This window comes from Roseomonas sp. GC11 (assembly GCF_024437745.1).
Taxonomy (GTDB): domain Bacteria; phylum Pseudomonadota; class Alphaproteobacteria; order Acetobacterales; family Acetobacteraceae; genus Pseudoroseomonas.
This window is the reverse complement of record NZ_JANFNY010000028.1, coordinates 23,306-45,139: the sequence shown is the minus strand read 5'-3', so window position 1 is coordinate 45,139 and position 21,834 is coordinate 23,306. Positions and strand designations below refer to the sequence as shown.

21 protein-coding genes and 1 tRNA gene are annotated in these 21,834 nt (G+C 71.8%); 5 read left to right on the top strand and 17 right to left on the bottom strand.

All coding sequences use genetic code 11. From position 1 onward, the window contains the following. The 3 genes from NON00_RS10905 to NON00_RS10895 form a co-directional block, all read right to left on the bottom strand. Positions 1 to 387: a hypothetical protein gene (locus tag NON00_RS10905; RefSeq protein WP_256020615.1), complete on the bottom strand. Its 387-nt coding sequence runs from the start codon at positions 385 to 387 to the stop codon at positions 1 to 3. A gap of 64 nt (positions 388 to 451) precedes the next feature. Then, the gene (locus NON00_RS10900; RefSeq protein WP_256020613.1) at positions 452 to 994 is read right to left on the bottom strand and encodes a hypothetical protein; all 543 of its coding nucleotides are present in this window, start codon (positions 992 to 994) and stop codon (positions 452 to 454) included. A gap of 232 nt (positions 995 to 1,226) precedes the next feature. Continuing rightward, on the bottom strand, positions 1,227 to 2,075 hold the full coding sequence (locus tag NON00_RS10895; protein ID WP_256020611.1) for a LysR family transcriptional regulator: 849 nt from the start codon (positions 2,073 to 2,075) through the stop codon (positions 1,227 to 1,229). A 109-nt stretch (positions 2,076 to 2,184) separates the two neighbouring features. Here NON00_RS10895 and NON00_RS10890 point away from each other — a divergent pair, with 109 nt between their 5' ends. After that, positions 2,185 to 3,246, top strand: coding sequence for a bile acid:sodium symporter family protein (locus NON00_RS10890; RefSeq protein ID WP_256020608.1), 1,062 nt, complete (start codon positions 2,185 to 2,187; stop codon positions 3,244 to 3,246). A 47-nt stretch (positions 3,247 to 3,293) separates the two neighbouring features. On the opposite strand, the gene NON00_RS10885 is transcribed toward NON00_RS10890, so the two are convergent. Beyond that, the gene (locus NON00_RS10885) at positions 3,294 to 3,677 is read right to left on the bottom strand and encodes a nuclear transport factor 2 family protein (RefSeq protein WP_256020606.1); all 384 of its coding nucleotides are present in this window, start codon (positions 3,675 to 3,677) and stop codon (positions 3,294 to 3,296) included. 346 nt (positions 3,678 to 4,023) lie between these two features. On the opposite strand from NON00_RS10885, the gene NON00_RS10880 reads away from it, so the two are divergent. Continuing rightward, a complete protein-coding gene (locus NON00_RS10880) occupies positions 4,024 to 5,286 on the top strand; it encodes an amidase (protein WP_256020604.1) in 1,263 nt (420 codons plus the stop codon). Between the two features lie 114 nt (positions 5,287 to 5,400). Here the strand turns inward: NON00_RS10880 and NON00_RS10875 are convergent, their stop codons facing one another. From NON00_RS10875 to NON00_RS10855, 5 genes are all read right to left on the bottom strand, one after another. Next, entirely contained in the window at positions 5,401 to 6,459 is a 1,059-nt protein-coding gene (locus NON00_RS10875; RefSeq protein WP_256020601.1) for an alcohol dehydrogenase, read from the bottom strand. 125 nt (positions 6,460 to 6,584) lie between these two features. After that, positions 6,585 to 7,649: a toxic anion resistance protein gene (locus NON00_RS10870; RefSeq protein WP_256020597.1), complete on the bottom strand. Its 1,065-nt coding sequence runs from the start codon at positions 7,647 to 7,649 to the stop codon at positions 6,585 to 6,587. Beyond that, positions 7,646 to 8,413: a hypothetical protein gene (locus tag NON00_RS10865; RefSeq protein WP_256020594.1), complete on the bottom strand. Its 768-nt coding sequence runs from the start codon at positions 8,411 to 8,413 to the stop codon at positions 7,646 to 7,648. Before NON00_RS10865 ends, NON00_RS10870 begins: the two co-directional genes overlap by 4 nt. Beyond that, entirely contained in the window at positions 8,413 to 8,583 is a 171-nt protein-coding gene (locus NON00_RS10860; RefSeq protein WP_256020591.1) for a hypothetical protein, read from the bottom strand. Before NON00_RS10860 ends, NON00_RS10865 begins: the two co-directional genes overlap by 1 nt. 138 nt (positions 8,584 to 8,721) lie before the next feature. After that, the gene (locus tag NON00_RS10855) at positions 8,722 to 10,704 is read right to left on the bottom strand and encodes a PhoX family phosphatase (RefSeq protein ID WP_256020588.1); all 1,983 of its coding nucleotides are present in this window, start codon (positions 10,702 to 10,704) and stop codon (positions 8,722 to 8,724) included. Between the two features lie 265 nt (positions 10,705 to 10,969). Between NON00_RS10855 and NON00_RS10850 the strand changes: the two genes are divergently transcribed. Further along, positions 10,970 to 12,142: a benzoate/H(+) symporter BenE family transporter gene (locus tag NON00_RS10850; protein WP_256020586.1), complete on the top strand. Its 1,173-nt coding sequence runs from the start codon at positions 10,970 to 10,972 to the stop codon at positions 12,140 to 12,142. Positions 12,143 to 12,265: 123 nt separating this feature from the next. Here NON00_RS10850 and NON00_RS10845 read toward each other — a convergent pair. The 8 genes from NON00_RS10845 to NON00_RS10810 form a co-directional block, all read right to left on the bottom strand. Further along, positions 12,266 to 12,341, bottom strand: a tRNA-His gene (locus NON00_RS10845). A 93-nt stretch (positions 12,342 to 12,434) separates the two neighbouring features. Next, positions 12,435 to 12,608: a DUF1328 domain-containing protein gene (locus NON00_RS10840; protein ID WP_256020583.1), complete on the bottom strand. Its 174-nt coding sequence runs from the start codon at positions 12,606 to 12,608 to the stop codon at positions 12,435 to 12,437. A 151-nt stretch (positions 12,609 to 12,759) separates the two neighbouring features. Beyond that, the gene (locus NON00_RS10835) at positions 12,760 to 14,343 is read right to left on the bottom strand and encodes a cisplatin damage response ATP-dependent DNA ligase (RefSeq protein ID WP_256020581.1); all 1,584 of its coding nucleotides are present in this window, start codon (positions 14,341 to 14,343) and stop codon (positions 12,760 to 12,762) included. Continuing rightward, a complete protein-coding gene (locus NON00_RS10830; RefSeq protein WP_256020578.1) occupies positions 14,340 to 15,419 on the bottom strand; it encodes a ligase-associated DNA damage response exonuclease in 1,080 nt (359 codons plus the stop codon). Before NON00_RS10830 ends, NON00_RS10835 begins: the two co-directional genes overlap by 4 nt. Positions 15,420 to 15,497: 78 nt before the next feature. Then, entirely contained in the window at positions 15,498 to 16,451 is a 954-nt protein-coding gene (locus tag NON00_RS10825) for a hypothetical protein (RefSeq protein WP_256020576.1), read from the bottom strand. A 192-nt stretch (positions 16,452 to 16,643) separates the two neighbouring features. Continuing rightward, complete coding sequence (locus tag NON00_RS10820; RefSeq protein ID WP_256020573.1) at positions 16,644 to 17,375, bottom strand: peptidase; 732 nt, start codon at positions 17,373 to 17,375, stop codon at positions 16,644 to 16,646. Beyond that, positions 17,372 to 18,322, bottom strand: a complete 951-nt coding sequence (locus tag NON00_RS10815) for an alpha-E domain-containing protein (protein WP_256020570.1) — start codon at positions 18,320 to 18,322, stop codon at positions 17,372 to 17,374. The genes NON00_RS10820 and NON00_RS10815 overlap by 4 nt, the downstream gene beginning before the upstream one ends. 5 nt (positions 18,323 to 18,327) lie before the next feature. Continuing rightward, positions 18,328 to 19,848 carry a circularly permuted type 2 ATP-grasp protein gene (locus NON00_RS10810; protein WP_256020647.1) on the bottom strand — a complete coding sequence of 507 codons (1,521 nt, stop codon included), beginning with the start codon at positions 19,846 to 19,848 and terminating at the stop codon, positions 18,328 to 18,330. Positions 19,849 to 20,165: 317 nt separating this feature from the next. Between NON00_RS10810 and NON00_RS10805 the strand changes: the two genes are divergently transcribed. Both NON00_RS10805 and NON00_RS10800 read left to right on the top strand, forming a co-directional pair. Continuing rightward, positions 20,166 to 20,903 (top strand): DUF1194 domain-containing protein, encoded by a 738-nt coding sequence (locus NON00_RS10805; protein ID WP_256020566.1) that lies wholly within the window; start codon positions 20,166 to 20,168, stop codon positions 20,901 to 20,903. 251 nt (positions 20,904 to 21,154) lie between these two features. Then, positions 21,155 to 21,736 carry a transglycosylase SLT domain-containing protein gene (locus NON00_RS10800; protein WP_256020564.1) on the top strand — a complete coding sequence of 194 codons (582 nt, stop codon included), beginning with the start codon at positions 21,155 to 21,157 and terminating at the stop codon, positions 21,734 to 21,736. Positions 21,737 to 21,834 lie beyond the last annotated feature (98 nt).

The following is a 21,834-nucleotide window of genomic DNA, read 5'->3' as shown; positions in this document are numbered from 1 at the left end:
TCAGGAGCCCCGCCCGCTCCCCGCCGGCGGCGTGGTGGCCGGGCGCGCCGCCCCCGGCTGCGTCCCGCTGCCCTGGCCTGCGCCGTTCTGGGCCTGATTGCCGCGGATGCAGTCCTGGATCATCTGGTCACGCTCGAAACGGGCGCCGAGCTGGCTGCGCTCGATCGGGTTGCCGATGAAGGCCCCGGCGCCGAGGCGCGACTCGGCCTCGTCCACGCGCATGGTCTGGCCGCGCTCGCGGTAGCGCATCTGGCGTTCGGCATCGGCGCGGCAGGCGGCGGCCACGGCGTCGTTCTGCCGGTCCTCAGCGCTGCGGGGGGCGCTGCGGGGGTCCGCGCCGGCGCAGGCGGCCGTCAGCAGCATCAGGGGAAGGACTAGGCGTTTCATGGCGCGCTCCGGCGGGTCATCAGAAGGGGCAAGGCCGGCGCGGCGCGCCGGCGGGAGGAGAGGATCAGCCGGGTTCCCGCTGTCCCTGCCCCATCCTGGCGGGTGCCGCGCCGGCCGTGCCGGCAATGCGGTGGGACAATAGCCGCTTCATGGCGGTTTCGTCGAACCGGGCTCCGGCATCCAGCGGTTCGCTGGCCGCGGCGCCCAGCAGGGCCGGGTGCAGCTCGATCCCCTCCGGCCCGATGGCGAAGAGGCCCCGCATCCAGCCGGCGCGCCCGAGCAGGTCCACCAGCGCCAGCAGGCGCAGGCAGAGGGCGAGGCCGGCGAGGCTGTGCAGCCCCACGGCGCGGTCCACCGCCTCGGCCCAGCAGGCGGCATCGGCATCGGCCAGGGCGAGGACAGGCCCGCCCTCGAAGACCAGGGTGCGGTGGGGGCCCCAGGCCTCGGCGGCGGCGGCGGCGCGGGCGGCGTCCCAGGCGAGGCTCAGCGCCTGGGGCGTGACGGCGGGCAACGCCTCGGGCCGCCCGGGAATGGCGTAGTGCAGGGCGCCATCCCCGGAGACGGCGACGCGGATGGCCTCGGCCTTGGCCTGAGAAGAGCGGGGCATCCGCCCAGGATGACCTCCCGCGCCGCGCAATGCCAGCGCGGGCGTGCCACAAGACGATAGGCCATTGAGGGGGCTTTGCCCCCTCAACCCCCAGCAGGGGACGGGGTCCCCTGCACCCGCCTTCAATTGGCTCTGACAAATGGGTTTCCAAAGGCCTCAGGCCTTTGGTGGGGAGAGTTTGAGAGGGGCGAAGCCCCTCTCAACAACGCGGGGCAGGTTTGCGGGCCGCCTCTCAGACCTGTTCGCGCGTCCCCGCCAGCAGCGCCTCGATGAGGGCAGCGGCCAGGGGATGCTGCGGTCCCGGCCCAATCACCACGAATTCGATGGCGCCAAGCGGCGGCAGGCCCCGCCGCGGCGGCAGCAGGGCGAGCCCGGGCGGCAGCAGCCGCGCCGAATGCGGCGCCACCCCCAGCCCGGCCATGGCGGCGGCGCGCAGCCCGCTCAGGCTGCCGCTGGTGCAGGCCACGCGCCAGCTTCGCCCCGCCTCTTCCAGCGCGGCGAGGGCCAGGGCGCGGGTGATGCTGGGCGGCGGGTAGAGCACCAGCGGCAAAGGCTGGCCGGGATCCGGCTGCCAGCCGGGGCGGCCGACCCAGGCCACATCCTCCCGCCAGGCGACCTGCCCGCGCGGATCGCCGCCGCGCCGCTTGGCGACGATGACATCCAGTTCCCCGGCATCGAAGCGCTCATAGAGCACGCCGCTGAGGCCGACCGTCAGTTCCAGGTCCACCGCGCTGTGGGTGGCGGTGAAATCGGCCAGGATCTCGGCCAGCCGGGCGGAGACGAAATCCTCCGAGGCGCCGAGGCGGATGCGCCCGCGCAGCGGCGTGGCGTCGAGGAAGCGGCGCATGCGCTCCCCCGCCTCCAGCACCTGCCGGGCGAAGGGCAGCAGGGCATCGCCTTCCGGCGTCAGCCGCACGGCATGGGTATCGCGTGCCAGCAGGGAGCGGCGCAGCTGCGCCTCCAGCTTGCGGATATGCTGGCTGACGGTGGATTGCCGCAGGCCCAGCCGCTCCGCCGCGCGGGTGAAGCTGCGGGTCTCGGCGACCGTGAGGAAGGAGCGCAGGAGGGTGGGCGAAACCATGATACCCCGCCTGTTATCACAAAACGCACTGGCTGATATCGGGTGCCTCCGCCTCGCCGCCACGGGGGCCGGGGCCTAGTCTGGCGCCATTCCGCTGGAGCCTGATCCCATGTCCGCGCTGTTCCGCCGCCTCGATCCCTTCATGCTGCAATTGCTGACGGTGGTCAGCTTCGCCGCGCTGCTGCCCGCCCGGGGCGAGGCGGCGGAGTGGGTGGGCTACGGCACCTCGGCCGGCGTCGCGCTGCTGTTCTTCCTGCATGGCGCCAAGCTGGCGCCGCGCGCCGTGCTGGGCGGGCTGCTGCACTGGCGGCTGCAGGGGCTGGTGGTGCTCGCCACCTACGGCCTCTTCCCGCTCTTCGGCCTGGGCATCACCACGCTGCTCGGCGGCTGGCTGCCGCCGGCGCTGACGCTCGGGCTGCTCTATGTCTGCGTGCTGCCCTCCACGGTGCAATCCTCCATCGCCTTCACCTCAGTGGCGGGGGGCAATGTGCCGGCGGCGCTCTGCGCGGCCACGCTGTCCAACCTCGCCGGCATGCTGCTGACGCCGCTGATGGTGGCGCTGCTGCTGAACAGCCAGGGGGCGGGCGGCTTCAGCGGGCAGGCGGTGATCGATATCTGCCTTCACCTGCTGCTGCCCTTCGCGCTGGGGCAGGCGGCGCGGCCGCTGATCGGCGCCTTCCTGACGCGCCACAAGCCGGTGGTCTCGCTGGTGGACCGCGGCTCCATCCTGCTCGCCGTCTATTCGGCCTTCTCGGAAGGCATGGTGGCGGGCATCTGGCACCAGATGAGCACCGGTACGCTGGCGCTGGTGATGGCGCTCTGCGCGGTGCTGCTGGCGGGCGTCATGCTCTGCACCTGGGGGGCCAGCCGGGCGCTGGGCTTCCGCCAGCCGGACGAGGTGGTGGCGGTGTTCTGCGGCTCCAAGAAGAGCCTGGCCAGCGGCATCCCGATGGCGAACATCCTCTTCCCCGCCGCCAGCCTCGGCATGATCGTGCTGCCGCTGATGCTGTTCCACCAGATCCAGCTTTTTCTCTGTGCCTGGCTGGCGCGGCGCTATGCCAGCCGCGCCGAGGCGATGGCCAAGGCCGCCGAAGCCCCAGCCAACCAAGCCCCAGCCAACCAAGCCCCAGCCAACCAAGTCCCGGCCACCGCGCAGCCAGGGATGGCCTGAAGCGGCCAGGGAAAGGCGGGGTTTCCCCCGCCACCCAGCCCTTTCCCTCAGGCCGTGGGCGGGTCCAGACGGCGCTCGCCCATCCTGAACCAGGCGCGGGCGATCTTCCCGCCCTCCACCTCATAGAGGCAGATCACATCCACCTCGCCCGGTCCTTCGGGGAAGCTGCGGCGGACGGTCTCGTGATCCACCACCAGATTGCCGACCACGGCGCGCGACAGCAGCCGGCCGAACAGCCCCGGCTCGCGGAAGCGCTCGATATGCCGCGCGCGGATCTCGGCCGCGCCCTCGGCCAGCAGCGTGTCCGGGAAGGCGTAGCAGCGGCAGTCCTCCGCCCACCACGCCATGAAGGCGTCGATGTCGCGGGCATTATAGGCCTCCAGCTGCATCCGCACGGGGTAGGCGGGGTCCTGCATCGGGGCTTCGTTCATCGGGTCACCTCGGCAACAAAAAAGCCCCGCGACGGCTGTCACGGGGCGTTCCAGTCTCCCGGAGGGAGGGCGGGGCGAGCGGGAGGCTATCCCTCTCCTTCCCTTCCTCCGCGCACCGGGCACAGGGCCACGCCACCGCGGATCCCGCGGCGTCGGGTGGTGCGTCGGGCGTGCGGGGCGCGGCTCGGGGTCATGGCGCGCAGAGCCTGCCGCGCCACGCGCCGGATGGTCAAGCAGGCCGATCGGGCAGGCGCACCGGGCCAGCGCGCCGGGCAAGCGGGGCGCCCCCACTCTCCTCCGCCCCGCCATCTATGCCCCACCCGCCACGCGGTCTAGCATCCCCGGCATGACCGATCCCGCCGATCTCCCCGCCACCGAGGCCGCGCGGCGCATCGCCGCCGGCAGCCTCTCCCCCGCCGCCCTCGCCGAGGCCTGCCTGGCGCGCATCGCCGCGCGCGAGGCCACGGTCCGGGCCTTCGTGACGCTGGAGCCGGAGCGCGTGCGCCAGGATGCCACCAGCCCCGCCCTGCGGCCCGGCCCGCTGCACGGCCTGCCCCTCGGCGTGAAGGACGTGCTGGACACGGCGGAGCAGCCGGCGGAATACGGCTCGCCCATCTGGGCCGGGCACCGCCCGCGCGCCGATGCCGCCGCCGTCGCCCTCGCCCGCGCCGCCGGGGCGGTGGTGATGGGCAAGACTGTCACCACCGAATTCGCCACCCGCCAGCCCGGCCCCACCACCAACCCGCATGACCCGGCGCGCACCCCCGGCGGCTCAAGCCAGGGCTCGGCGGCGGGGGTGGCGGCGGGCTTCTTCCCCCTTGCCTTCGGCACGCAGACGGCGGGCTCCATCCTGCGCCCGGCGGCCTATTGCGGCGTCACCGGCTTCAAGCCCGGCTTCGGCCTGATCCACCGCGCCGGCATGAAGGTGATGAGCGAAAGCCTCGACACCATCGGCGTCTTCGGGCGCGGGGTGGCCGATTGCGCCCTCTTCGCCGGGGCGCTGACGGGGCTGGATTTCTCCGCCCTGCCGGAAGGCGCGCCGCGCATCGCCTTCTGCCCCGGCCCGGCCGAGGACCGGCTGAGCCCCGACACCCTGGCCCTGCTGGAGCGCGTGGCCGCCGCCCTGGCCCGCGCCGGGGCACGGGTGGAAAGCTTCACCCTGCCCCCCGCCCTGCGCGCCGCCGATGCCGCCCATGCCCTGGTGATGAATGGCGAGAGCGCCCAGGCACTGGCCTGGGAACGCATGGCGGCCCGCGGCCAGATCTCCGCCACGCTGAATGAGCGGCTGGACTGGGCCGAAAGCCACCCCGCCACGGCGCTCCAGGAGGCGCGCGCGGCCTTCGCCACCGCCCGCGCCACCTTCGCCAGCGCCATGAGCGGCTTCGACCTCCTGCTGACGGCCTCCGCCCCCGGCGAGGCACCGCCCGGGCTGTCCTCCACCGGCGAGCCGGTGTGCAACGCGCTGTGGACGGCGCTGCATGGCCCCTGCATCAGCCTGCCCGCCGGTACCGGGGCGGCGGGCATGCCGCTCGGCGTGCAGCTCGTCGCGCCGCAGGGGAAGGATGCGGCGCTGCTCGGCTGGGCGCGCTGGGTGGAGAAGCTTTTGTAGAAAGATTCTTCTTTTTCTGAAGAAAAAGAAGCAAAAAGACTTTTCCGGTCTGGCGTCCCACTTCAGGGATGAAGCGGGACGCCTATGGGAAGGCGAGCGTTTTGCAGGAAAAACTCAGGCGGCGGTCAGCACCACCCGGCCCTGCACCTTGCCATCGCGCAGGCGGTTCAGCACGAGATTGACCTGCTCCACCGGCTCGGTGCTCACCGGCAGCGGGGAAAGCTTGCCCTGCTGCGCCAGTTCCACCACCTCGCGCAGTTCCTGCGGATTGCCGACATAACTGCCGCGCACCGTCAGCGCCTTGGTGGCCATCAGCGGCAGGGGCAGGTTCAGCTCGCCGCCGAACAGGCCGACCTGGATCAGCTTGCCGCCCTTGGCCAGCGCGTCGAAGGCGAAGCGCGCCGTGCTGGTGCCGTTGACAAGGTCGATCACCGCCTCCACCGGCCCGCCACAGGCGGCGATGAGGCGCGCCGTGGTGTCGTCACCGCCCGCCTGCACGATGTCCGAGGCGCCGGCGCGCTGGGCCAGTTCCAGCTTCTCGGCGGAGATATCGACGACGACGATGCGCTTGTGGCCCAGCGCCTTCAGCATCTCGATCGCGTTCAGGCCAAGGCCGCCCGCGCCCACCACCACCACCGGCGCCTCCGGCGGCATCGGCATCACCTTGCGGATGGCGGAATAGACGGTGATGCCGGAACAGGCATAGGTGGCGGCCACCGCCGGGTCCAGCCCGTCAAAGGCCACGAGGTGGCGCGGGCTGCGCGCCATCACATGCGTCGCATAACCACCATGCTGGAAGACGCCCAGGCTGCGCGCCGCCACGGCGCACATATTGTCCTCGCCCGCCTGGCAGCGCGCGCATTTGCCGCAGCCCAGCCAGGGGAAGACAATCCGCAGGTCGCCCACCGCCACGCCCTTCGCCTCCGGGCCCAGCCTGACGACGCGGCCCACCACCTCATGGCCCATCGCCAGCGGCAGCACCACGCCACGGTCCTTCAGCGACATCTTGCCCCGGCTGCCCAGGTCGTAGCTGCCCTCCCAGATATGCAGGTCGGAATGGCAGACGCCGCAATGCGTCACCTCGACCAGCACCTCCTCGCCCACCGGGTCGGGCATGGAAAGCTCGACATTCTGCAGCGGTTCCCCGCACTCGATCACGGCCCAGCCACGCATCGGGTTGCTCCCCCCTGTTTCTTGGACGGAAGGAATGGGAGACCCGCAGGGCAGCGCGGTCAAGGGGGGAGAGAAGAAGCGTTCTTTTTTGGAAAAAAGAACCAAAAAACTTTTCCCGGGCGGCGCTATGTCCGGGGCGCGGGGCGGGCGGCGGAGAGGGCGCGGCGGATCTCGGCCTCGGCCTTGACCAGTTCCTCCGTCGCCTGGCGGCGGGCGGCGCGGCCCTCCTCGGCGATGCGCAGGCTGTCCTCCAGGGTGGCCACCAGGGCGGCATTGGCCTGCTTCACGGCGGCGATGTCGAAGACGCCGCGCTCCAGCTCCACACGCGCCTCGGCATTGCCCTGGCGCAGCGTCTCCGCATTGGCGGTGAGCAGGCGGTTGGTCAGGTCCGTCGCGGCGCGCACCGCCTGCCCGGCCTCGCGCATGGTCTGGATGGCCAGCGCCTGCGCCAGCTGCGTCCGCCACAGCGGCACGGTATTGGCCAGGACGGAATGGATCTTGGCGGCCAGCGCCTTGTCATTCTCCTGGATCAGCCGCAGCCCGGGCAGGGATTGCATCGCCACCTGCCGCGTCAGGCGCAGGTCGTGCACGCGGCGGTCCAGCTCATCCCGCGCGGCGCGCAGGTCGCGCAGCCGCTGCGGCGCCAGGGTATCGGCCGGGTCGGCGGCGGCGCGCTCGGCGGCGGGAATGGCCTCGGCATCGGTGCGGGCCAGCACCGCCTCGCCCGCGGCGATATGCTCGGCCAGGGCGTGGAACCACTCCAGCGTGGCGCCATAGAGGCGCTCCAGCCGCTCCACATCCTCCAGCAGCCGGGTGCGGTGGCCATCGAGCCGGTCGCCGATCACCTCGATCTGGCTGCGCACCGTCTCATAGCGCTGGAGGATCGCCACCGCCTCGGCCTTGCCGCGCTGGAAGAGGCGGGCGAGCCAGGAGGGTTTTTCCCCGAGCTGCGTCACATCGAAGCCGCGCAGCGTGGCGAGCAGGCCGGAGAGGGCATCCCCCGCCTCCCCCGTCGCCTGGTTGCGCGCGGCGCCGAGCATGGCATCCGCCGCCGCCGCCGCGCGGTTCTGCGCCTCCGCGCCGAAGCGCAGGATGGTCGAGGGGTCGCGCAGATCAATCCCGGCGGCGAGTTCCTCAACGCGCGCGGGCGGAATGGTGGCCGCCGCCTCCCGGGTCATGTCGCCGCTCATGATGCATAGCCCTCCTGGCGCAGGCGGTCGGCCAGCACCTTCACCTGGATTTCCAGCGCCTCGGTCTCGGCGGCGCGCAGGCGGTCGCGCATCTGCAGGCTGCCGCGCGCCATGTCCTCCACCAGCAGGGGCAGGCTCTCCGGCGGCTCGGCCCCGGCGCGCAGGCGGGTGTCGATGCGCTCCAGCCCGTCCAGTTGCAGGTTGAGGAAGCGCCGCGCCTCATGCAGCTGCGCCGGGCGCAGGGCCAGCTCGGCCAGCAGGTCGCGCAGCGCCGCCACGGCCGGGCGCAGCCGCGCATCGGCGGCGGCCAGTCCGGCGAGGCGCGCGCGCGGCACCTCCAGCAGGTCCGGCGGCGGCGGGGCGGCGGCTTCGGGCGGCGGGGGCTCGGCCCGCGCGGCCTCCTCCTCCGCCTCCTCCTCCTTCGGCCGGACATAGAGCAGGCGGGCGCCGAAGCCGGCGATCAGGCCGAAGCCGATGCCACCGGGCACAGGCACCCCGGCCACCATCACGGCGAGCAGCGCCGTGGCCACCCCCACCATGACGGCCGCGCGCCGCCCATGCCGCCGCTTCAGGCTGCGCCGCAGGGTGCGGATCGCGGTGGCCAGCAGCAGCAGCCCCAGCAGCAGCCCGGTGATCTGCCGCCCGGACCCCTGGATGAGCGCGAGCAGGAGGGTGGGCAGCAGCGGCAGGGCGAGGAGGATGAGCAGCCCGCCCCGCAGGCGCCGCGCCTCGTCGCGCAGGCGGGACAGCGTCTCGGCCGGCATCAGGAGAAGAACCGCATGATGACGCGGAACAGCGCCAGCACCGAGACCAGCCAGAGCGACAGGCCGAGCAGGGCGAAGCCCGCCACCCGGCGCAGCGTGGTGTGGCTGGAGGGGATGAGGTCCGGCAGGGCCGCGCGCGGCCGCTGCCGGGGGGGGAAGGCCCGGTTCATGCCGGTCAGATTGCCTCAGCGCGCCGCAAAAAAAAGTCCCCCCCCGATTCGCCCGCGGATTTCGGCCGCGAGGTCCAGGAGGCTCAGCCTCCTGGCGGGGGTCCAGGGGGCAGCGCCCCCTGGTCTTCTACCGCCGCCTCAGCTCCCGATCACCCCGCCCCCCTTGCGGGTGATGGCGATGACGCTGGGCCGCGGCGGCATGGCCGGGTTGAAATCCGGCCAGCGGGTGGAGGGGCTGGCGAAGTTGCTGCCCTTGTCATCCCCCGGATGCTGGATGGAGAGGAAGACCGTCTCATCATCCGGGGTGAAGCAGGGCCCGCAGACCTCAGCCCCGGTCGGGGCCTGGTAGAACAGCTTCGTCAGCCCGCGCCCGGGGCCGGAGGTATCGGCGGCATAGAGGCCATCGGCCACCTTGGAGGTGCCGGGGGCGCCGTCGGTGGCGATCCAGATGCGGCCCTTGGCATCGAAGGCGCAGTTGTCGGGGCAGGAGAGCCAGCCCTCGGCGCTGGTCCCCTGGTGATACTGCGCGCCCGCATCGACGCCGGGCCGGCCGGCGATGAGGAAGATCTCCCACCGCCCCTCGGTGGCGGCGTGGTCCACCCTGTCCGTGCCGGCGCCGGGCGGGATCATCTCGATCACGTGGCCATGCGCGTTGCTCGGGCGCGGGTTGATCCTGTCCACCTGTTCCGGCTTGCGGCGGGTGTTGTTGGTCAGCATCGCATAGACGCGGCCATTGGCCGGGTTGGGCTGCACATCCTCCGGCCGGTCCATGGGCGTGGCCTTCAGCAGGTCGGCGGCGCGGCGCGTCTCGATCAGCACATCCGCCTGGCTGGCGAAGCCATTGGCCTCGGTCAGCGGGCCCTGGCCATGCACCAGCGGCAGCCACTCCATCCGCCCGTCATCCAGGAAGCGGGCGACGTAGAGCGTGCCCTCGTCCATCAGGTCGCGGTTGGCGGCGGGGTCGTTCGGGTTCCAGGGCCGGGCGGTGACGAACTTGTAGACATAGTCAAACCGCTCATCATCGCCCGAGTAGAACACCACGCGCCCATCGGCGGAGATGGCGTAGGTGCAGCCCTCATGCTTGAAGCGGCCGAGGGCGGTGCGCTTCACCGGCACGCTGTCGGGATCATACGGGTCGTATTCGACGATCCAGCCGAAGCGGTTCGGCTCATTCGGCTCGATGTCGAGGTTGAAGCGCCCGACATGCTGGCCCCAGCCATAGCCGGCCTTGGCGACGATGCCGTAGCGCTTGTAGGCGGCGGCCTGCGCGCCCGTCTCGGCGGCGGCGCCTCCGAAATACTGGTTGAAGTTCTCCTCCGCCGTCAGCACCGTGCCCCAGGGGGTGCTGCCGCCGGCGCAGTTGTTGAGGGTGCCGAGCACCTGGCGCCCGCTGGGGTCGGCCTGGGTGCGCAGGCGGGGGTGGCCGGCGGCCGGGCCGCTGATGCGGATCGGCGTTTCGGCGGTGATGCGGCGGTTCAGGCGGCTTTCGCGCACCGGCGCCCAGCGGCCATTCTCGCGCCGGATCTCCACCACCGACATGCCATGCGCCGCCATCTCGGTCAGCGCCTGCTCGCGCGTCGGCTTCTGGCGGGCGGCTTCCTCATCGGTCAGGCCGGGGAACATCAGGTGCGGATCGGTGTATTCGTGGTTCACCGCCAGCAGGCCGTGGGTGCCGCTGCGGCTGCCGCGCGGCAGCGGGAAGAACTCGATGAAATCGTTGTTGTAGCCGAACTGCGTCGCCTGGGCGGCGGCGCTCTGCCGCTGCGGGTCGAAGGCCGGGGCGTCGGGCAGCACGGCGTCGCCCCAGCGGATCACGGGCTGGATCTCGTAGCCTTCCGGCACCGCGTCGCGCTCGGTGAGCTGGTGGGCGATCTCGCGGAAGCCGAGGCTGGAGGGCGAGGCGGCCGGGGCCGGCGCCTGGGCGGCGGCCGGCGTGGCGGAGGCCAGGAGCTGATCGGCGAAGGTCAACCCGGCGGCGCTGCCCATCAACCCGCGCAGTGCCGCGCGGCGGGAGAGGCGGCGGGCGATCAGGCTGCCGATGGTCTGCTCCGGGCTGGGATTGCTGCCGATATCCTCAAGCTCGATGCGCTCGCGCGCGGCAGGCTGGTTGGTGTCGCTCATGGTGATGTCTCGTCCCGCTCAGGCAGCGGCGCCCCGGGGTGAGCGCCACGGGCGCATGAACACCGCGCAACGCGACGAGCCGATGACGGTTCGATGATGCTTCCATGACGCTTCCTCAACAGAAAAAAGTTTTTTGGTTCTTTTTTCCAAAAAAGAACATTTCTCCTCTCTTTCTTTCACCCCAGCCCCCCGCAAACCGCCCGTTGATCGAATCCCGGATGGCGATAGCTTCCCCCGCCCAACGCCAGACCAGGACAAGACCCGTATGACGACCGAGCCCGCGCCAAAGACGGGCCTTCTGCAACCCGTGGTGGCCGGCACGCTGGCGGCCATTGTGGGCTTCGCCAGTTCCTTCACCATCGTGCTGCAGGGCTTCCGCGCCATGGGCGCGACGCCGGGGCAGGCGGCTTCCGGCCTGCTGGCCCTCTGCGTCGTGCAGGGCCTTGTGGCGCCCTGGCTGAGCTGGCGGCGGCGCATGCCCATCATCACCGCCTGGTCCACGCCGGGGGCGGCGCTGCTGGTGGCCACCGGCCTGCCGGAGGGCGGCTTCGCCACGGCGGCTGGCGCCTTCGTGGTGGCGGCGCTGCTGATCATCCTGGCCGGGCTGTGGAAGCCCTTCGGCCGCACCGTCTCGGCCATTCCGCCGAGCCTCGCCAATGCCATGCTGGCCGGCATCCTGCTGGAGATCTGCCTTGCCCCCATGCGGGCGGTGGGCGCCATGCCGATGCTGGCGCTGCCGGTGATCCTGGCCTGGGCGCTGGCCTGGCGCTTCGCCCGGCTCTATGCCGTGCCGGTCGCCGTGGCGGTGGCCGCGGTGCTGATCGTGCTGGCCACGCCGCTGCCGCAGGGCGCGCTGGCCGATATCCTGCCCCGGCTGGAATGGGTGACGCCGCATTTCTCGGCCAGCGCCGCCATCAGCATCGGGCTGCCGCTCTTCCTGGTCACCATGGCCTCGCAGAACGTGCCGGGCCTCGCCGTGCTGCATGCCAATGGCTACCGGCCGGAGCCGGGGCCGATCTTCACCGCCACGGGGCTGGCCAGCCTGGTGATCGCCCCCTTCGGCGGGCATTCGCTGAACCTCGCCGCCATCACCGCCGCGCTCTGCGCCGGGCCGGACTCGCACCCGGATCGCGGGCGGCGCTGGGTCTCGGCCGTGGCGGGCGGGGCCTGCTATGTGGTGCTGGGGCTGGGGGCGAGCTTCGCGGTGGCCTTCATCGCCGCCTCGCCGCCGCTGCTGATCCAGACGGTGGCGGGGCTGGCGCTGCTGGCCAGCCTGGGCGGCGCGCTGACCGGCGCCCTGGCCGATGAGCGCAACCGCCTGCCGGCCATCCTCACTTTCACCACCACGGCCTCGGGGCTGGCGCTGTTCGGCATTGGCGCTGCCTTCTGGGGGCTGGTGGCGGGCGGCATCGTCATGCTGCTGGACCGGGTGCGGTAAGCGGGTGCGGTAAGCGGGCGGCCAGTGGGGGGGGTGGGGCGCGCCCCGCCCGCCGGGCCGGCGGGGATGTGACAGCCGCAACAAAAAAGGCCCTCCGCGGGGCGGAGGGCCTTTTTGAAAGAGTGGGGCGACCTACGGGACTCGAACCCGTGACATCCAAGACCACAACCTGGCGCTCTACCAACTGAGCTAAGGCCGCCACAGTCTCTTACCCCTCACCGTCCGGTGCGGGGTGGCGCGGGAAATAATCCGGCGCGGCGCCGCCGTCAACAGGCGGAGACACAGGATTTTTTCAGAAGATCAGCTCGCCGGCCATCACCGCCATCACCAGCACGATGACGAAGAGCAGCAGGAAGATCCCGAAGATGATCTTCGCCACACGGCCCGCCACCGCCGAGACGCCGGTGAAACCCAGGGCACCGGCCACCACCGAGATCACCAGGAAGATCAGGGCCCATTTCAGCATCGCGCTCTCTCCTGCCGCCGCATGGACAGGGGAACGCGCCGGACAGGCGCGGGTTGAGGGAAAAAAGCCGGGGCCGCGCCTTGTCGCCCGGCAGGAAGAAAGCGCTGGGGTGGCAGGGCCACCCCAGACCCCGCCTTCAGTGTTCCCCGCCTCAGTGTTCCACCAGGGCCAGCAGGGTCTCCAGGCGGTCCGCCTCGGCCGCCGGCTTGTCCGGGCGCAGCCGCGCGATGCGGGGGAAGCGCAGGGCCACACCGGATTTGTGGCGGGAGGAGAATTGCGCGGCATCGAAGGCCACTTCCAGCACCAGCGCCTTCTCCACCTCGCGCACCGGGCCGAAGCGCGCGGTGGTATGGGCGCGGATCCAGCGGTCCAGCCAGACCAGTTCCCGGTCCGTGTAGCCGGAGTATGCCTTGCCCACCGGCACCAGCTCCCCATCCGCACGCCACAGGCCGAAGGTGTAGTCGCTGTAGCTGCTGCTGCGCCGGCCATGGCCGCGCTGGGCATACATCAGCACGGCATCCACCGTGAGCGGGGCACGCTTCCACTTCCACCACAGCCCCTTCGGCCGGCCGGCGAGATAGGGGGCATCGGCGCGCTTCAGCATCAGCCCCTCGATGCCCGCCGCGCGGGCGCCCTCGCGCAGCGCCCGCAGCTGCGGCACAGAGGCAAAGGCCAGCTGGGGGGAAAGATCCATCCGCGCCGGATGCGTGCGGGCGAACCATGCCTCCAGCCGCGCCCGGCGGGTGTCGAAGGGCAAGGGGCGCAGATCCTCCCCCGCCTCGAACAGCATGTCGTAGAGCCGCAGCGCCACCGGGAAGTCCCGCAGCATCCGGGCGCTGACCAGCTTGCGGTTCAGCCGCTGCTGGAGATCGGCGAAGGGGGCCACCACGCCTTCCCGCACCACCAGCAGCTCGCCATCCAGCACGGCGTGGAAGTCCATGGCCTCCAGGATCTCGGGGAAGGCCGGGGAGATATCCTCGCCGCTGCGCGACCACAGGCGGCGCCCGCCCGGGCCGGCGGCGGCCTGCACGCGGATGCCATCCCATTTCCACTCGGCGCGGAAGGCGGCGGGGTCCAGCGCGGCGGCCTCCGCCTCCTCCAGCGGCTGCGCCAGCATGGGGGAGCGGAAGACCGGCGCGTCCCGCGGGTCCGGGCGCGGCCCCTGCCCTTCCAGCCAGGCGAAGAGCGGGCGGTAAGGCGGCGCCAGGCCGTGCCAGACTTCTTCCAGCTCCTCGATGGGCTGGCCGGACCATTCGGCCAGCGCCTGCCGCGCCAGCCGGCCGGAGGCACCGACGCGCAGCCCCCCCGTCACCAGCTTGATCAGCGCCAGCCGGCCGCCGGGCTCCAGCACGTCCAGCCAGCCCTCCAGCAGCGCCGGCACCCCGGCGCGCGGCGCCAGTTCCAGCGCCTCCACCACCTCGGACAGCGCGGGGGGCGGGCGGTTGGGGCGCTCCGGCGGCTCGGGCCAGATCAGCGCCACCGTCTCGGCGAAATCGCCCACATAGTCATGGCTCCAGGCCAGCAGCACCGGGTCCACCCGCGTCGCCACCAAGTCCCGCACCAGGGCGGGCCTGGCGGTGCTGAAGGACAATTCGCCGGCGAGGGCGGCGAGACCCAGGCCGCGCTCCGGGTCCGGCTGGGTGGCGAACCAGCGGCGCAGCAGGGCCAGCTTGGCGTTGCGGCCAGGGGAGAAGAGCAGGCGCTCCAGCAATTCGGCGAAGGCGGGCAGGCTCATGCCAGCCCCATGGCGGCGGGGGCCTCCGCCTCGGGCGCCTCGGGCGGCGGCGCCTCCTCCTCCTCCTCGCGGCCGATCAGGTGCAGGGCGCGGCCGCGCACGCCGCGCGCCGCCAGAGCGTGGATCAGCGCCTCCTCCCGCCCATGCGTCACCCAGACCTCGGGGGCGGCGGTCTCGGCGATGGTGTGGAGCAGGTCATCCCAATCCGCGTGGTCGCTGAGCACGAGGGGCAGTTCCACCCCGCGCGCCCTGGCGCGCTGCCGCACGCGCATCCAGCCGGAGGCCAGCGCCGTCACCGGCTCCGCCAGGCGGCGCGCCCAGGGGGTGGCGGCGGCCGAGGGCGGGGCCAGCACGATCTCCCCGGCCAGCACGCCCTCCCCCCGGCGCTCCGGCCGCGGCACGGGGCGGAGCTCGCCCAGCGCCACGCCGAAGCGCGCATAGAGCGCGCACATCGCCGCCTGGGCGCCATGCAGGTGGATCGGCCGCTCCCACCCCGCCGCGCGCAGCAGGGCGATCAGCCGCTGGCACTTGCCGAGGGCATAGCAGCCGACGAGATGCGCCCGCCCCGGAAACAGCGCCACGCTGTCCAGCAGCCGCCGCACCTCCTGCCCGGCCGGCGGGTGGCGGAAGACCGGCAGGGCGAAGGTCGCCTCGGTGACGAAGACGTCGCAGGCCACCGGCTCGAAGGGCGCGCAGGTGGGGTCCGGCTGGCGCTTGTAGTCGCCCGAGACGACGATGCGGCTGCCCTGCCACTCCAGCACCACCTGCGCCGAGCCGAGCACATGCCCGGCCGGCACCAGGGTGACGCGCACCCCGTTCTGCACCAGCGGCTGGCGGTAGCCGAGCGGCATGGGCCGCCGCCCCGCGCCCCCCTCGCCCAGCCGCGCGGCCATGATGGCCAGCGTCTCCGGCGTGGCCAGCACCGCGTCATGCCCCGGCCGGGCATGATCCGCATGGCCGTGGCTGATGATGGCGCGCGCCACCGGCCGCGCCGGGTCGATATGGAAATCCCCCGGCTCGCAATAGAGCCCCTCGGGGGTGACACGGATCCAGCTCTCAGGGTGCGGCGCGGCCATGATGGACTGACAGCTGGGGCCGGGGGAAGGTTGCACAAGGGCGCCCCGCCCCTCCCGGCGCCTCGCGGGCCCGCGCGGTCAGGCCGTCGTCTGGCGCAGGCTGTCCAGCACCATCTGGATGCCCTTGTTCTGCGGCGCCAGGGCCTGCCCCTCGGTGGCGCAGGCCAGGGCCTCGCGCTCGCGCCCCTGGGCCAGGAAGGCCCGGGCGATGGCCGCGAGAATGACCGCCCCCTGGCCATGGCCGAAATCCGCCCGCCAGTGCCGGAAATAGGACAGGCCAACCTCCGGCCCCCGCCGCTGCAGCAGGCGCTTGGTCAGGTAGCGCCGCCGCACCGGCGAGTTCACGGACAACTCGGCGGCGAAGCGCAGCATCCCGGCATGGTCCTCCGCCAGCGCCAGCTCGAAGAGGCGCGCGGTCTTCTCGGTGCCGGCGAAGAGTTCCAGCGTGGAATGGCCCGTCGTGCGGGCCGGGACCATTTGCAGGCGCGGTGCCCGCGCCCGGATCATCTCGACGTTGCGGCGGTCCATGCGGAAATTGGGGTCGAGGAAGACATAGGCGTTGCGCGCCACATCCGCTTCCTCGATGCGCATGCCGTCATGCCGGGCGGGCTCGTAGTGGCTGAGGAAGCGGCGGTCGAAAGCCCCGACATCGGCCGGCGCGATCGAGTATTGCGGCACGAAGGAGAGCACGCTGCTGGCCCCGACCGCCGCGCTGAACTTGAGGGCGGCATATCCGCCCATCGAGGAGCCGAAGCTGATGACCTTGCGGAAGCCCGCCAGCCGCGCGCGCGCCGCGGCCAGGATGGCCGGCATGTCGGGGTTGCAGAACCAGTCATTCCGCCGGGCGACGATGCCCACCGTGGTCAGGTCCAGATTATCCGCCAGGCGCCGCCCCCAGTAGTCCAGCCTCTCCCCCGTCCAGTTGGAATGGGAGAAGGTCACCAGCGCGTAGTCCGTCTTTCCCGGCCGGTAGAGCACCTTCATGTTCTCGGACGAGAAAACCAGCTTGGCTTGCCACACAGGCAGGGACATTGCGCGTAACCTTTCAGGGCCAGGGCGTGAAGCGGCGGCGAGGGTGCCAGCCTGCGGTGGAGGCCTGCCACCGCCGCGTCCTTACCCGCTCCGCCCCCCGCCAGGCCATGCACTCCGCGGCGCCGGGGGCGGCGCCGGGGGAGGATTGCCCGCACGCCGGGCCATCCCCCCCCGCGCGGCCACGCGGCGGCCTCAGAACCAGTCCGGCCCCGGCATCCGCCGATAGGCCTCGCGCAGGGCGGTGGACCAGTCCTCGCGCAGGGCGCGGAAATAGGGGTCTTCCTCGGTGATGCGGCGTTGCAGGCGGATCTCCTGCGTCCCCGCCTCATAGACCAGCAGGTCCAGCGGCAGCCCGACGGTGAGGTTGGAACGCAGCGTGCTGTCCATGCTGACGAGGGTCAGCTTCACGCCATCCTCCAGGCCCGTCTGGTGCGTCAGGGCACGGTCGAGGATGGGCTTGCCGTATTTGTGCTCGCCGATCTGGAGGAAGGGCGTGTCGACCGTCGCCTCGATGAAATTGCCGGCGGCATAGACGAGGTAGAGCCGCACCGGCCCGCCCGCGATCTGCCCGCCCAGCATGATCGAGACATCGAAGCCCACGCCCTGCGCCTTCAGCACCGGCCCGTCCGCCTCGAAGACCGAGCGGATGGCGGCGCCCACCAGCTGCGCCGCGCGGAACATGCTGGGGACGGTGAGCAGCGTGTGCCGCTCCCCCTCCAGCATGACGCCCTCGGCCAGGCGGTTCCACACCGCCTGGGTGATGGCCAGGTTGCCGGCGGAGAGCAGGCAGAGCATGCGCTCCCCCGGCACGGTCGCCGTGTACATCTTGGAGAAGGTGGAGATGTGGTCGACCCCCGCATTGGTGCGGGTGTCGGACAGCATCACCAGCCCGCGCTCCAGCCACAGGCCGACGCAGTAGGTCACGGCTGGCGGCCATTCAGGTAGAAGCGCGCGATCTCCTGGCCCAGCACCATGTTCTGGTCGATGACGCCGGTGAGGAAGTCATGCAGCCCCCCCTCCAGCACGGCATCGATGCGGCCATAGCGCAGCCGCGCATGCAGCGCGCCGGCCATGCGGTGGCACTCGCCGCGCCCGCCGCCATTGGCCTTGGCGATGGATTCCAGCGTCTGCTCCACGCGGCTGTAGCAGGCGAGCAGGGAGCGCGGCAGTTCGGGGCGCAGGATCAGCAGTTCGGCCACCGGCGCCGGGCTGAGCCGCGCGTGATAGACATGCTGGAAGGCGCGCAGCGCGGAGATGGAGCGCAGCACCGCCTGCCACTGGGCGTAGTTGGCGGCATCGGCGGCGGCATCGCTGGCGAAGGCGGCGTGGCGCACATCGAGCAGCCGCGCCGTGTTGTCCGCCCGCTCCAGCATGGTGCCGAGATGGCAGAAGCGCCAGGCATCGTCGCGCAGCATGGTGTCCGCCGCGGCGCCGTTGAACAGCAGCGTGCGGGACTTCACCCAGTCCAGGAAGCCCGGCAGGCGGTCGCCCTTGATGGCGCTGGAGTCGAGGCGGCGGAACTCGATCCAGGTGTCGTTGATCGCCTCCCACATATCCACCGTGAGCGCGGTGCGGACGGCGCGGGCGTTGCGGCGCGCGGCCTCGACACAGGCGGCGATGCCGGAGGGGTTCTCCGGGTCCAGCGCCAGCCACTGCACGGCCGCGTCCTGCGACAGCACGGGGTGGCGCTGGCGGAAGCCCGGCTCGCAGCCGGTGGCGATCATCAGCGCGCGCCATTCCTCATCAGCGGCGCTGAGCGGGTTGGCGAGCAGCGCCATGCGCAGGGTGGCGGCGAGGCCGCGCGCCACATTGCCGGCGCGCTCGGAGTAACGGCCGAGCCAGAACAGGCAATCGGCGGTGCTGGAGAGCATTTTTTTCAGTTCTCCCCGGGGCCGGGCAGGGGGCCGGGCACGGCGCCGGCCGGCTGGGTCTGTGTCTGTGTCTGTGTCTGCGTCTGCGTCTGGGAGGACTTCCCGCGGGCGGCCGCGCCCTGGAGGCAGCGCGGCGCGTCGTCGAGCACCCAGGTGTCCTTGGTGCCGCCGCCCTGGCTGGAATTGACCACCAGCGAGCCCTCGCGCAGCGCCACGCGCGTCAGCCCGCCCGGGACCATGCGCACGCTCTTGCCGAACAGCACGAAGGGCCGCAGGTCGACATGGCGCGGGCCGATGCCGCTTTCGCACAGCGTCGGCACGGTGGAGAGGGCGAGCGTCGGCTGCGCGATATAGTCGCCGGGCCGGGCCTGGATGCGGGCGGCGAAATCGGCGCGCTGCTCCTGCGTCGCGTGCGGGCCGACGAGCATGCCATAGCCGCCCGAGCCGCGCGCCAGCTTCACCACCAGCTTGTCCAGATTGGCCAGGACGTAGTCGCGATCCGCCTCGCGCTCGCACATGAAGGTGGGCACGTTGGAGAGGATCGGCTCCTCGCCCAGGTAGAAGCGCACCATCTCGGGCACGAAGGGATAGACCGCCTTGTCATCGGCGATGCCGGCGCCCGGCGCATTGGCCAGGGCGACATTGCCGGCCTTGTAGGCCGCCATCAGGCCCGGCACGCCCAGCACGCTGTCAGGGCGGAAGGCCTCGGGGTCGAGGAAGTCGTCATCGATGCGACGGTAGATGACATCGACGCGCTGCGGCCCGGCGGTGGTGCGCATATAGACCACATGGTCGCGCACGAAGAGGTCCGCGCCCTCCACCAGCTCCACGCCCATTTCGTCGGCGAGGAAGGAATGCTCGTAATAGGCGCTGTTGTAGGGGCCGGGGGTCAGCACCACCACCTTCGGGTCACCCTGGCAGGTGGCGGGGGCAATGCTCTTCAGCGTCTCCAGCAATTCCTCCGGGTAGTGGTTGACCGGGGCGATGCGGTGCGCGGTGAAGAGATCGGGGAAGAGGCGCAGCATCGCCTCGCGGTTCTCCAGCATGTAGGAAACGCCGGAGGGTGTGCGGCAATTGTCTTCCAGCACATAGAATTCATCCGGCCCGGTGCGCACGAGGTCGATGCCGGAGATGACGGTATAGACCCCGCCCGGCGGGGTGAAGCCCTCCATCTGCTTCAGGTAGCCCTCATTCTCCAGCACCAGTTCGGCGGGGATGCGGCCGGCCTTGAGGATCTCCTTCGGGCCATAGACATCGGCCAGGAAGGCGTTCAGCGCGCGCACGCGCTGTTCCAGCCCCTTCGACAGGCGCTCCCATTCCTCGCGCGAGAGGATGCGCGGGATGACATCGAAGGGGATCAGCCGTTCCGGGTCACCACCCTCGGTATAGACGGCGAAGGTGACGCCGATGCGCCGGAACAGCACTTCCGCCTCGCGGCGCTTCTGGTCCAGGGCAGCCTGACCCGTGGCTTCCAGGAAGCGGGCCATTTCGGCATAGGGGGGACGGATGCCGCCATCGGCACGCATCTCGTCGAAAGCAGAGGCAGGGCGTTCGGCCACGTTGTTTCCGGCGTCCTTGGTCATTGCGCGGCGTGCCGGTCGGCGCGGTGGGTCCTGGTCCCGCAAGCGCCGGGCCGGACCGGCACGTTAGGAATTGAGCAAGGCATTGCCCCTTCGCGCAAGCCACCAAGCCGCGGCTTCGTGCCGGATTGCGACACAAGCCCCACCCTTGTGCCCAAGCCCAGGGCAGCATTGCCCGCCAGAGGGGCGTTCCGCCCTTCGGGCTTGACCGCCCCCCCGCCGGGCGTGGACGATTCGCTCCCCCACCGACAGGGAGCGACAGGATGTTGCGCCGCCATCTGCTCGCCTTGCCCCGCCTTGCCCTTCCCAGCCTTGCCCTGCCCCGCCTTGCCCTTCCCAGCCTGATCCTGCCCAGCCTCGCCACGCCCCCCGCCCTCGCCCAGTCCGCCCCCGCCCCCATTCCCGTCGATGTGGCGCTGGTGCTGGCGGTGGATGCCTCGGGCAGCATCGGGCCGGAGGAATTCCGCCTCCAGCGCGAGGGCTGCGCCGAGGCCGTGACCCACCCCGCCGTGCAGGCGGCGATCCGCGGCGGGGCGCTCGGCCGGGTGGCCATCGCCATGGTGGAATGGGGCAGCCCCGGCGGGGCGGCCACGGTGGTGCCCTGGCAGGTGGTGGGCAGCCCGGCCGAGGCCGAGGCCCTGGCCGGTGCCTTCCTGGCCGCGCCGCGCTCGCCGCAGAGCTGGAACGCCATTGGCGACGCCATCGACCACGCCGCCGCCCTGCTGGCCGCCGCCCCGGTGGAGGCGGCGCGGCAGGTGATCGACGTCTCAGGCGATGGGCCGGATCTCCGCGGCCTGCGCCCCGCCCCGCTGGCGCGCGATTCGGCGGTGGAGGCGGGGGTGGTGATCAACGCCCTGGCCATCCTGCGCGGCCGGCCGGACCTGGCGGAGCGCTATGCCCGCGAGGTCATCGGCGGCCCCGGCGCTTTCGTGCAAGTGGCGGAAGGCAGAGGAGATTTTGCCCGCGCGCTGCGCGCAAAGCTGGTTCGTGAGATCGCCTGAAGCGTCTCATAAAGACATTTTTATATCTATATGAACCAACTGGTTGCCGAATCGCAGCGAGTTTTTCTTTTGTCAGCCTGCCGCGCTGTGGTAGCGACAATGTCATGACGTCCGCGATTAGCAGGCCAGTGCCCCCGCACCGGCCACGCCCCGCGGCGTTCCCGGGCCATGAGGCCCGGAGCGCCTTCACGCCTCGCCACAGAGGCAACCTGCAACACCCCCGCAAGGTGCCACCAAGAAGGTGGTCGGGGATGATCCTGGGAGCGCTGGTCCTCGCCGCTCCTGTTGTGTCAACCCGTCCGGCCGAGGCCGGGCCGCGCAATGCCTGCCTGGCGGCCGTGCGCACCGCCGAACTGAAATACGACCTGCCGGAGGGGCTGCTGGTTGCGGTTGCCCTGGCGGAGTCCGGGCTTCATGCCCATGCGTTGAACATCGGTGGGCGCGCCTACTACCCGCAGAGCCGGGCTGAGGCGCGTGCGATCCTGGCCCGGGCTCCGGCCAAGGCCTCCGTGATGGCGGGATGCGTGCAGGTGAATGCCCGCGTGCATGCCCGTAACGGCAATGACTGGCCGCTGGACCCGGAGCGGTCGGCGGATTGGGCGGCGCGCTATCTGCGCATGCACTATGACGCCGCGGGCAACTGGGCCGTGGCGCTGCGGCGGTGGAACGGGGGCGGCCATGCCGCCGTGCTGGTCTGCCGTGTCGATGCGAAGCTCCAGGTGGTCAAGCCTGGCAGCGGCGCCCTGGGCCATCCGGCCTGTGGCGGCGCGCGCATCGCCCAGGTCCGGCGCGACGGCGCCGCCCTGCTGGAACTGGCCGAGGCCGGTGAATGAGCCTCCGGGCGCCACCCCCGGCGCCCGGTCCCGTCACACGCAAAAAAGAGAGCCAAGGGAGTCCCCTCCCTTGGCTTTTTTCTTTCCGGCTGCCGCCG